The following is a 10,702-nucleotide window of genomic DNA, read 5'->3' as shown; positions in this document are numbered from 1 at the left end:
GGCACCCGCAGCGTCTGCCCGGGACCGGCCACGCCGTCGTCGGCGGTCGCGGTCAGCTCCAGTGCAACATCGCGTGATCGGGCGAGGTATGAACGACCGCAACGCAGCCCGTTGACAATTGCGGGTGCTGACAGTCCGTCCGCGTGCACGACCGTCTGCGGCGAGCCGACCTGCTGGTGTTCGCCGTGCGAGTCGCTGCCGCCGACCGCCACAGCGCGCCGGCCCTGCCGCAGCAATCGCTGCCAAATGCGAAGCGATAGTTCATCATCGAGGTTCCACCGGCCATTCCATACCTCGAGCGCGTCCACGTGGTCAAAACCGAACTCCCACGCCGATCCCGGCAGCGGCACGGACGGATGCGCGGCGACCACCAAGCCACCGGCTTGCCGGACCTCTGCGGCAAACCGCGGAAAAACCCCGTCGCTCGGGCCATATCGCCAGTCCACCCAGCCGTGCGGTGACAGGCCGACAGCCAGCCAATGCCCGTGCCGAGTGGTGACCTCCTCGCCGGGAATCACCAGCAGGCCGCCGGTGCGGCATGCCGGCCACACTCGGTTGGCAGCGTTGGTGTTGTGCTCGGTCGAAACGATGAAGTCCAGCCCGCCGGCCTGCGCAGCCGCCACCAGTTCATCGGGGTCGCGCTCGCCGTCGGAGTGGACGGTGTGCAGATGCAGATCCCCGCGATACCAACGCGCCCCGCAAATCGACGGTGGCGGCGCAGATGCGACGACCGGGTCGGCTTCCTCAACAGGTTCCCCGCGATCCATCGTGACGCGCACTTGCCACGCCATCCCCCAAGGGCTCATGACCACCGGACCAAGCGCGACGGCCCATACTCCAGGCTCGATCGGGCCGGCCAGATAGCCGGGAGTGGCGTAAGTACTGGAGATCTCGAAGCTGTCGCGGGCGCCGCCGGACCAGCCCCGAAATCCCGCTGCATTACCCAGGTCGTGGCCAGCTGACCCGAAGATGCCTAGATCCAATACATTTCGAGCCAGCGGGCCGACAGCGAAGTCCTCGTGAGACGTGCTAACCCGGATTCGCTGCACGCCCGGTGGAACATCAAAGGGTAGGTAAGCCCAGCGGTAAATGCCAAACCCGAACCGGCCAGCGAACATAACCTCGATCGCACCGGGCGCGACGGTCGCGACGCTCATGGCTGCCAGCATCCGCCACCAGGGAGTAAAAACCCGTTACATCGACACGAACACCGGCCGTCGGGCAGCTTGCAATCAGTGGCCCGAAACCACCGGTGCCGATCTCGGCTTGAGGATCAGGCTGGTCGCAATAGCCGCGATACCGATGGCGACGCAGATCCACAACGCCGAGTGGTAGGAGGCTTTTGCGCCCTCCCCGACAACCGTTCCGGCCCAGGCAAATCCGAGCGAGCCACCGATGCCGAACGCAGCGTTGCTGATCCCCGGCAGCGACCCCGGCTCATCCTCGGGCGCCTGTATGACACCCAGCGCGGCCAGCGGGGTGAGTGCAACACCCATGGATGCTCCGAACAAGAGCGTCAACAGGATGGCCATATTTCGGTCGAGCGCAAAAACCGCGAGGAGGGCGGTGACGGCCACCGCACTGACCAGTCCCGCCCGCAACACCGTCACCCAGCCGATCCGTACCGCGAGCCGTCCGATCAACGGCGCCACGGTCAGTTGGACCAGCGCGGCGGGAGTAATGAACAGCAAAGCCGTCGTCATTCCGTTGGCGCTGAAGCCGACAGATCGGTTCTCGGCGATGGACGGGATGAGGAAGCTCAGCACGACCATGCATGAGGCAAAGAACAGGATGGTCACGGCGATCACGGGCCAGGCATAGCGCGAGCGCAACTCATCGATGTGCACCAGTGGATACGCCACCCGCCTCTCGGCCACGACGAATGCCGCGAACGCCGCGATGGCAGCGGCGATGCAACCGAGCACGAACGGCGAACTCCAGCCCAGGTGTCCACCGTTGCCGATGAATAGTGTGATCCCCGCGACGGTCACAGCGATCAGGACCGCCCCCATCCAGTCCATTCGGCCGGGGGCCGCGCGAGCGGATTCGTCTGCGGGCACCGCTTTCCAGCCAAGCGCGACGGAGGCAATACCGACCACCAGAGTCACGACGAAGATGGAGCGATATCCGAAGTGGTCGACCAGGAAACCGCCGAGCAGCGCATCGGTGCCGGCCACCCCGCCGTTGACCGCGGAAAGAATCCCGCAGCAGACGCCGAACACCGCAGCGGTAAGGCGTTCGCGCATGATCAGGAAGGCCAGGCCGAAGGTGACGTTGGATGCTCCCTGCAGCACCCGGCCCGCCACCACCACCGGCAGCGAGGTCCCGAAGATGCACAACAGCGTTCCGATGCACATCATGCTCAGGACGCCGATCAGGACGCGCTTGCGTCCGATGTAATCGCTCCACCGGATCAGCACCACATTGGCGATCGCACCGGCGAGATAGTTGTAGCTCGACATGGATGGGAACGCGTTGGGCCCGAGGTGGGTGTTGATGTCGCGAATCGCCGGCGACAGCATAGTGGCGTTGAGCATGAACGAGATCACCGACAACACCAAGGCCGCGACCATGAACACGGTCTGACTGCGCGCCAGGGCGCCCGCCGGTTCGTTTTCCGTTGTCGTTGCTGCAGTTTGCTCAGTCATGACGATCACACTCCTATTGCTGGCGAGTGGTTCTTGGTGCGGGTAATCCCAAGCACCGCGAGGCCAGCGGGCAGCAGCAGCGCGGCAATCACCGCGAGGATGGCCCGGATGCCGTTGCCGGTGCTCAGGCCTTGGTGCTCAAGCACTTCCAGCACGCTGCTCGACACCGCGACCCCGACTCCGGCGAGCGTGACGAGTGATGTGAGGGTGACACCGGCGGCTTCGCCGGCCCGCTCGGGTGCGACGACCGCCTGGGTTGCCACCGTCGTGAACGCATAGACGAAGCCCATGGTGAAGCCACAGGCCGTCAGCGCGACGAGATACACCGCGAAGTTGGTGGAGGCGGCCAGCACAGCAAGCGATACCGCAGCGACGGTGCAGCCAATCCCCATGACTGCAAAGGGTTTATTGCGTGCCGCGAGACGTCCGGATACCGGGCCACCCAACGCCGCACCCGCGGACGGCCCGAGAAAGGCCAGCCCCGCCATCAACGGGTCGAGTCCACGCACCTGTTGCAGGTTCACCGTGGACGGGAACACCGCTCAACCACTCCTCATCGGAGTGGCCTGGTCAGCTAAGTGGTGTGAACGATCAGCACATCGATCTTGGCCCTGGTGGCGACAGCTCCGGGGATCGAGAACACCCGCCCGATGATCGCGGATCGCGCGTCCAGTCCGACGTTGCCGACCACCAGCAGATCGGCCCCAACCTCCTCGGCGAGGTCCACCAGCGCGTGTACCGGGGCATCCCTGATCGGGCGGTCCTCGATGTTCTTCGCCCCGGCGGCCTTTGCTCGGTCGCGGGCGTCATGCAACATGTCGTAGATCGGTGCGTTGCCGGACACCTTGTAGGCCTCGGCCCCGAGGGCGTCGATAGCGTGCGAATCTTCCTTTTGCGGGAAGTAGCCCGTCGCGATGATCAGCTTCGCGTTGTTCTCGGCGGCGATCTCGCCCGCGCGGTCGACCGCGCGCAGCGACGACTCCGAGCCATCGGTGCCGACCACCAGCGTCTGATAGGCGGTCATTTGCCCTCCGCAGCGTTGTTTGCAGTGCCTATCGGAGACAGTAACTCGCGAATTCAGCGGAGCCTGAAAATTTCGCGAAATCCAATGCAGATCCTTGCGGGGAGCTGGCGATATCGGCCATAGCCAGCGCGAACAGTAGGTACGGTCTTCTTAGCGGTCCCCTTCCTTGGGTGTTCGTGGTGGTTCATCCGACGACCTACCGTTCGGTAGGCCTCAGGTGGGGGCCGCCACCTGAAATTCCACGAAGACCGGGACGACCTCGCTAAGGAGGTACGAGATGTTAAACCGCGTAACGGTCCACAACAACCGGCTCTCTGAACAACGCGAGCAGGATGCCGAGCTATTGAAAAGGTCAGGTGTGCACAAGCTCGTCATCACTGACCGCGAAGGCAACTGCTTAGCGTTCGTATTGGCTTGGGACAGCGTCGACTATGACGCTGAGACCGACACCTATGTGTGTGTTGCCGACAGTGATGGCAGAGAACTCATGACCGTGTTCACCGCCGGCGAGGTTAAGGCAGCACCTGGCGCGAACATGTATGTCGTCACTGCCCCGGATGGCTTCCGTGGCTCAAGGGCGTTGCAGGCCCTGTGACCGACCGGCCATCAGGCAATCACCCAAGCTTGACGGTTCCAGGGCCAGGCCTGCGGGTCTAGCCGGGGTCCGCCCGGCTATGTCGTCAATCTGTCGCGTCCGTTACCGCGGCAAGGCATTCGCGCACCACCGAGACGACGTCCGTGGAAGGGTTCGCCCACTTGCTCAGCCCCAAGCGGTCGAGCAGCAGCCCGCCCAGGAACACGTCGACAAAAGCGGCCCCGACTTGTTCTGGTGTCCGGGAACCGACGGGGTCGAACCACACCCACATCCACTGCAGCGATCCCCACAGCTGCAGTGCCGCCAATTCGGCATCCACACTTCGGAATACGCCGGCTTCTATCCCGCTGCGGATCTCGTCAATCGTGAGCGTTTGCAGTTGATGGCGTAACTTACGCACTTGCTGCATCGCCGGGTCATCGGACAGCTGAACGACCTCGCGCTGACTTGCCACCGTCGCGTTGCGAGCGATCACCTGTAACAGTGCGGAGGTATAAATCGTCGCGGCGATGCGCTCGTGCGGCGAGGCCAGCCGCTCCCACACCATCCGTAGCGCATCGAGTTCGCAGGCCAGGTGGGTTTCCTCGAGCTCCCGCAACATCTGCATTTTGGTGCCAAAGTGATGAACGATGGTGCCCTTAGACATGCCAAGCTCGTCGGCAATGTCGCCGAGATTCGTTCTCTCGTAGCCACGTTCGGCGACATAGCGGACAAACGCATCGAGAATCTCGGTGCGTCTGCCGGGCGACCGGGGCATCGCAACCCTCCGAAGCAACTAACCGTACGGACGGTCTATTATACTTCGAGACAGCAGTATGCTCTAGCCCTCAGTTGAGGCACCGCGGCAATGCCTTGTGGTGGCCAAAACCCCTGGTAGCGCCAGGGTAGCTAGTGGTCCAGCGGTGGATATCGAGGGCGCCCCGCAGCAAGGCCCGCTTCGATCTTTCCGTTATTGACTGTACGGACGGTCGAATGCAATAGTTGGAGCGTGACGCAAACGAGGGCGACACGGAGCCGGCGGCCGGGCACCGCGACTGCCGGCCGGGATGGCACGCGAAGCTCGAGAGATGGTCTCGCGAAGCACTTTTCGCAGCGTTGCCACCCTGAGAGCAAGCGCCAATGACCACTTCGTATCTGCTTACCGGCAAATTACGCGACCAGCTCCGACCAGGAGCGGAAGTGATCGGCGGGTTCTTCCGGATGTGCGCGCTGACCGGCAAAGCCCTGACGCAGCCGTTCGAATGGCGCGAGTTCATCGCGAATGGCTGGTTCCTCATGCGGGTGTCCCTGCTACCCGCTATCGCGGTGGCGATCCCGGAAACCGTGCTGCTCATCTTCACGCTCAACATCCTTTTGGCCGAGTTCGGCGCCGCCGATGTCTCCGGTGCTGGTGCCGGGATCGGCGCAGTCACCCAGCTCGGCCCGGTCGTGACGGTGCTAGTGGTCGCCGGCGCAGGGGCTACCGCCATCTGCGCCGACCTCGGCGCCCGCACCATCCGCGAGGAGATCGATGCGCTCGAGGTGCTCGGCATAGACCCAATCCGCCGGCTGGTGCTGCCACGCGTCGTCGCGTCGATAGCCGTCGCGGTGCTCCTCAACGGCCTGGTGATCGCCGTCGGCCTGGGCGGCGGCTACCTCTTCAGCGTGTACCTGCAGAACGTCTCGAGCGGTGCCTACCTCTCCACGCTGACGGTGCTGACCGGTCTGCCCGAAGTGGTGATCGCGATGATCAAGGCCGCGATGTTCGGTCTGATCGCCGGCCTGGTCGGGTGCTACCGCGGGCTGACCGTCCGCGGCGGATCCAAAGGCCTGGGCACTGCCGTCAACGAGACGGTGGTGCTGTGTTTCATCGCGCTGTTCGCGGTTAACGCGGTGATGACGACCATCGGCGTCCGATTCGGAACGGGGCACTGACATGGCTACGGCCACCGCCACGCTTCACAGCTACCCGCAGGCAGCCGCCAGCCTCCGTCGATACCGCCGCGCGCCGGCCAAGCAACTGACCGAGCTCGGGAAGATCATCTGGTTCGCACTGACCACAGTCGGCCTGATCCCCTTGGCCTTTCGTCGCTACAACAAAGAACTGGTGCGGATGATTGCCCAGATGGGGATGGGTACCGGCGCGATGGCCGTGGCCGGTGGCACCGCCGCCATCGTCGGGTTCATCACGCTGTCCGCGGGCTCACTGGTCGCCATCCAGGGCTTCGCGTCGCTGGGCAACATCGGTGTCGAGGCATTCACCGGCTTTTTGGCCGCAATGGTCAATGTGCGGTTTGTGGCGCCGGTGGCCTGTGGTCAGGCGCTGGCAGCCACCGTTGGCGCCGGCGCCACCGCCGAACTGGGCGCCATGCGCATCAGCGAAGAGATCGACGCACTGGAGGTAATGGGGATCAGATCGATCGCCTACCTGGCATCCACCCGGGTGATAGCGGGTTTCGTCGTCATCATCCCGCTGTACGGGTTGGCGATCACCCTGGCTTTCCTGTCCGCACAAGCCACCACGGTCTTGTTCTACGGCCAGTCGATCGGCACCTACAACCACTACTTCCACACATTCCTGCGCCTGAACGACGTGGGTTGGTCGTTCGCCGAAGTGATCCTCGTTGCGATGGTCGTGATGACCACCCACTGCTACTACGGCTACAACGCCAGCGGCGGGCCGGTCGGCGTCGGTGAAGCGGTCGGACGCTCGATGCGGCTGTCGTTGATCACGATCGTTGTCGTGGTCGTACTGACCGCGATGGCGGTCTACGGCAAAAACCCGAACTTCAACCTCACGGTGTAGACGTCATGACGGCACCGCGCGGGAAGGTCAACCGGATACGTATCCCGTGGTACAAGACGACCGCCTCGGTGTTCTTGTTGATCAGTGCAGTGGTGCTGACGTTCTGGTGGTTTCAGTTTCGCGGAGAGCTCACGCCGAAGACACGCCTAACGATGGTGGCTGCCCGATCGGGTTTGGTGATGGATCCGGGGTCGAAGATCACCTACAACGGAGTCGAGATCGGCCGGGTGGCCGGCATTTCGGAGATTCAGCGCGACGGCAAGCCGGCGGCCAAGCTCGACTTGGACGTGGATCCCAAGTACATCAGGCTCATTCCGGCCAATGTGGACGCCGATATCAAAGGGACCACGGTATTCGGCAACAAATATGTGTCGTTGAGTTCGCCGAAAGACCCTACGTCACAGCGCATTAGCCCGCAGCATGAGATTGATGCGAGGTCGGTGACGACAGAGTTCAATACCCTGTTCGAAACGCTTACCTCCATTGCGGAGAAGGTAGATCCGGTCAAGCTGAACCTGACGCTGGCCGCGGCCGCCGAGGCATTAAGCGGGTTGGGCGACAAGTTCGGGCAGTCGATCGTCAACGCCAACGCCATCCTCGACGACGTCAATCCGCGAATGCCGCAGATCCGCCACGACATTCAACAGCTCGCCGCACTCGGCGACACCTACGCCGACGCCGCACCGGATCTGTTCGACTCCCTCAGCAACGCGGTGATCACCGCGCGCACGCTTCATCGGCAGGAAGCCGACCTCGATGCCGCGTTGTTGGCCGCGACCGGACTGGGCAACACCGGCGAAGACATCTTCCGGAAGGGCGGGCCTTACCTGCAGCGGGGCATCGCCGATCTGTTGCCGACCGCCCAGCTGCTGGACACCTACAGTCCCGAAATCTTCTGCACCATCCGCAATTACTACGACACCGAACCCACGGGGGCCGCGACGGTGGGCACCGGCAATGGCTACGCGCTGAGAACCATGACCGAGCTGATGTCCGGGCTGGGCGGCATCCTCACCCTTCCAGGTTTGGTCGGTGCAGTGGGCTCAATGGGACTGCTAGGACTCGCCGGCTTGGTAGGCGGAGCGCCGAATCCCTATGTCTATCCCGACAATCTGCCGAGGGTGACCGCCCGCGGCGGGCCGGGGGGTGCGCCGGGTTGCTGGCAACCCATTACCCGTGATCTGTGGCCAGCGCCGACTCTGGTGATGGACACCGGCGCCAGTCTGGCGCCGTATAACCACGTCGATACCGGCTCACCGTACGCAATTGAGTACGTCTGGGGCCGCCAGGTCGGGGACAACACGATCAACCCATGAAAACCACCGGCAACGCCATCAAGCTCGGCACCGTCTCCTTGGTGCTGCTGCTGATCACCGTGTCCATCATCGTGGTGTTCGGTCAGATGCGGTTCAACAGCACCAACTCCTACTCCGCGGAGTTCAGCAATGGGAGCGGGCTGCGCAACGGTCAGTTCGTCCGCGCCTACGGAGTAGAGATCGGCAAGGTCAAAAAGATACGGCTGGTCGATGCCGGCAGGCGGGTAAGGGTGGACTTCGATGTGGACCGCTCGATACCGCTCTATCAGTCGACGACAGCACAGATCCGCTATCTCGACCTGGTGGGCAACCGTTACCTGGAACTCAGCCGCGGCGAGGGTGAGGGGGCGGAGCGGGTGCTGCCGCCGGGCGGATTCATCCCGCTGTCGCGAACTTCACCGGCGTTGGATCTCGACGCGCTGATCGGTGGTTTCAAGCCGCTGTTTCGGGCGCTCGATCCGGAAAAGGTCAACACCATCACCTCGGCCATCATCACGGTGTTTCAGGGTGAGGGCGGCACGATCAACGACATCCTCGACCAGACCGCCCAAGCAACCTCCCGTATCGCCGAGCGTGACCAAGCGATCGGCGACGTCGTCAAAAACCTGAATATCGTGCTGGACACCACGGTCAAACATCGGAAGGAGTTCGACCAGACTGTCGACAATTTCGAGAAACTGATCACCGGGCTGAAGAACCACGCCGACCCGCTGGCCGCCGGCACCGCGAACATCAGCAACGCGGCGGGAACAGTAGCCGACCTGCTGGCCGACAACCGAGCGGTGCTGCACAAGGAGCTCAACTACCTGCAGGCGCTTCAGCAGCCGCTCGTCGACCAACGCGATCAGCTCAACGATCTGATGGAGAAGATTCCAACGGCGTACAACCTGATCGGCCGCAGCATCGGCCTTTACGGAGACTGGGTCAACTTCTACGTCTGTGACGTCACGATCAGGTGGAACGGACTGCAATCCGGCGGCCCGGTGCGCTCGGTCAGGATCTGGCAGCAGCCCACGGGTAGGTGCACGCCGCAATGAGAACGCTACAACCTTCCAACCGGGTGCGGATCGGCCTGCTGGGTATGACCGTGCTGGTGCTCATTGTCGCTGTGGGCCAAAGCTTTACCAGCGCCCCGATGCTGTTCGCCACTCCGAGTTACTTCGGACAATTCACCGACACCGGCCAGCTGAACAAAGGCGACAAGGTACGCATCACCGGCGTGGAAGTCGGCAAGGTTGAGGGGTTCAAGATCGACGGCGACCACGTCGTAGTCAAGTTCTCCCTTGGCGGCAACACCATCGGCACCGAGAGCCGGCTGGCGATCAAGACCGACACCGTGCTGGGTAAGAAGGTGCTCGAGATCGAGCCGCGGGGCACCCAGACGTTGCGTCCGAATGGTGTGCTGCCGCTGGGGCAAAGCACCACGCCTTATCAGATTTACGACGCGGCCTTGGACGTCACCAAGGCCGCCGCCGGGTGGAACATCGACACCGTCAAACAGTCGCTGAATGTGTTGTCGCAGACCATCAGTCAGACCTATTCGCATCTGAGCCCCGCGCTGGACGGCTTGGCCAAGTTCTCCGACACCATCGGTAAACGCGACGAGGCGATCACGCACCTGCTCGCCCAGGCCAACAAGGTGGCCAGCGTGCTCGGTGACCGCAGCGAACAAATCAACCGGCTGCTGGTCAACGCGAAGACACTGCTGGCCGCGTTCAACGAACGCGGACGGGCCATCGACGCGTTGCTGGGGAACATTTCCGCGTTCTCGGCCCAAGTGCAGAATTTCGTCAACGACAACCCGAATCTCAATACAGTGCTCGAGCAGCTGCGTTCGATCAGCGACGTGCTGGTGGCACGCAAGGAAGACCTGGCCCAAAGTCTCAAGTATGTCGGTCAATTCGCCGCTTCGCTGGGTGAAACCGTCGCGTCGGGGCCGTACTTCAAGATCGTCCTATCCAATCTGCTGCCGTACTGGATCTTGCAGCCGTGGGTGGACGCCGCGTTCAAGAAGCGCGGGATCGACCCGGAGGACTTCTGGCGCAGCGCTGGGCTGCCGGCGTTCCGGTTCCCCGACCCCAACGGCACCCGGTTCCCCAACGGTGCGCCCCCGCCTGCGCCGCCGGTACTCGAAGGCACCCCGGATCATCCGGGACCCGCAGTGGCGCCGGGATCGCCGTGCTCCTACGCGCCGCCGCCAGAGCTGTTGCCGCGGCCCGGCAACCCGATGCCCTGTGCGGGCGTCGATCAAGGGCAGGGCCCATTCGGGCCGAACGGGCCGTATCCGGTGTTGCCCGACGTCGCCTCCTCGCCGCCGAACCCCAACGGATTGCC

General features: G+C 63.5%; 11 protein-coding genes. 6 read left to right on the top strand and 5 right to left on the bottom strand.

Annotated features, from left to right (window positions below; genetic code table 11):
• The 4 genes from WAN71_RS20320 to WAN71_RS20305 form a co-directional block, all read right to left on the bottom strand.
• A partial coding sequence (locus WAN71_RS20320) for a CehA/McbA family metallohydrolase (protein WP_422227053.1) occupies positions 1 to 1,157 on the bottom strand: 1,157 nt, incomplete at its 3' end.
• 75 nt (positions 1,158 to 1,232) lie between these two features.
• Positions 1,233 to 2,648 (bottom strand): MFS transporter, encoded by a 1,416-nt coding sequence (locus tag WAN71_RS20315; RefSeq protein WP_422227052.1) that lies wholly within the window; start codon positions 2,646 to 2,648, stop codon positions 1,233 to 1,235.
• Between the two features lie 5 nt (positions 2,649 to 2,653).
• Positions 2,654 to 3,187, bottom strand: coding sequence for an MFS transporter (locus tag WAN71_RS20310; RefSeq protein WP_422227051.1), 534 nt, complete (start codon positions 3,185 to 3,187; stop codon positions 2,654 to 2,656).
• 35 nt (positions 3,188 to 3,222) lie between these two features.
• The gene (locus tag WAN71_RS20305) at positions 3,223 to 3,672 is read right to left on the bottom strand and encodes a universal stress protein (RefSeq protein ID WP_422227050.1); all 450 of its coding nucleotides are present in this window, start codon (positions 3,670 to 3,672) and stop codon (positions 3,223 to 3,225) included.
• 277 nt (positions 3,673 to 3,949) lie between these two features.
• Here WAN71_RS20305 and WAN71_RS20300 point away from each other — a divergent pair, with 277 nt between their 5' ends.
• Positions 3,950 to 4,267 (top strand): hypothetical protein, encoded by a 318-nt coding sequence (locus WAN71_RS20300; protein ID WP_422227049.1) that lies wholly within the window; start codon positions 3,950 to 3,952, stop codon positions 4,265 to 4,267.
• Positions 4,268 to 4,352: 85 nt separating this feature from the next.
• Here WAN71_RS20300 and WAN71_RS20295 read toward each other — a convergent pair whose 3' ends face one another.
• The gene (locus tag WAN71_RS20295; RefSeq protein ID WP_422227048.1) at positions 4,353 to 5,024 is read right to left on the bottom strand and encodes a TetR/AcrR family transcriptional regulator; all 672 of its coding nucleotides are present in this window, start codon (positions 5,022 to 5,024) and stop codon (positions 4,353 to 4,355) included.
• 362 nt (positions 5,025 to 5,386) lie between these two features.
• Between WAN71_RS20295 and WAN71_RS20290 the strand changes: the two genes are divergently transcribed.
• The 5 genes from WAN71_RS20290 to WAN71_RS20270 form a co-directional block, all read left to right on the top strand.
• Positions 5,387 to 6,181: an MlaE family ABC transporter permease gene (locus WAN71_RS20290; protein ID WP_422227047.1), complete on the top strand. Its 795-nt coding sequence runs from the start codon at positions 5,387 to 5,389 to the stop codon at positions 6,179 to 6,181.
• Position 6,182: 1 nt separating this feature from the next.
• A complete protein-coding gene (locus WAN71_RS20285; RefSeq protein WP_422227046.1) occupies positions 6,183 to 7,052 on the top strand; it encodes an ABC transporter permease in 870 nt (289 codons plus the stop codon).
• A gap of 5 nt (positions 7,053 to 7,057) precedes the next feature.
• Positions 7,058 to 8,368 (top strand): MCE family protein, encoded by a 1,311-nt coding sequence (locus WAN71_RS20280; protein ID WP_422227045.1) that lies wholly within the window; start codon positions 7,058 to 7,060, stop codon positions 8,366 to 8,368.
• Positions 8,365 to 9,405, top strand: coding sequence for a virulence factor Mce family protein (locus WAN71_RS20275; RefSeq protein WP_422227044.1), 1,041 nt, complete (start codon positions 8,365 to 8,367; stop codon positions 9,403 to 9,405). Before WAN71_RS20280 ends, WAN71_RS20275 begins: the two co-directional genes overlap by 4 nt.
• The coding region (locus WAN71_RS20270) for a virulence factor Mce family protein (protein ID WP_422227043.1) at positions 9,402 to 10,702 on the top strand (1,301 nt) is incomplete at its 3' end. The genes WAN71_RS20275 and WAN71_RS20270, both read left to right, overlap by 4 nt.

It is taken from the genome of Mycobacterium sp. (assembly GCF_049280035.1).
Lineage (GTDB): Bacteria > Actinomycetota > Actinomycetes > Mycobacteriales > Mycobacteriaceae > Mycobacterium.
This window is presented reverse-complemented; position numbering and strand designations above follow the sequence as displayed.

What these genes read in the sequence shown, in the direction of transcription:
- WAN71_RS20315 (WP_422227052.1), bottom strand. Translation starts at nt 2,648, where the DNA reads ATGACTGAGCAAACTGCAGCAACGACAACGGAAAACGAACCGGCGGGC.
- WAN71_RS20305 (WP_422227050.1), bottom strand. Translation starts at nt 3,672, where the DNA reads ATGACCGCCTATCAGACGCTGGTGGTCGGCACCGATGGCTCGGAGTCG.
- WAN71_RS20275 (WP_422227044.1), top strand. Translation starts at nt 8,365, where the DNA reads ATGAAAACCACCGGCAACGCCATCAAGCTCGGCACCGTCTCCTTGGTG.
- WAN71_RS20280 (WP_422227045.1), top strand. Translation starts at nt 7,058, where the DNA reads ATGACGGCACCGCGCGGGAAGGTCAACCGGATACGTATCCCGTGGTAC.
- WAN71_RS20290 (WP_422227047.1), top strand. Translation starts at nt 5,387, where the DNA reads ATGACCACTTCGTATCTGCTTACCGGCAAATTACGCGACCAGCTCCGA.
- WAN71_RS20295 (WP_422227048.1), bottom strand. Translation starts at nt 5,024, where the DNA reads ATGCCCCGGTCGCCCGGCAGACGCACCGAGATTCTCGATGCGTTTGTC.
- WAN71_RS20300 (WP_422227049.1), top strand. Translation starts at nt 3,950, where the DNA reads ATGTTAAACCGCGTAACGGTCCACAACAACCGGCTCTCTGAACAACGC.
- WAN71_RS20285 (WP_422227046.1), top strand. Translation starts at nt 6,183, where the DNA reads ATGGCTACGGCCACCGCCACGCTTCACAGCTACCCGCAGGCAGCCGCC.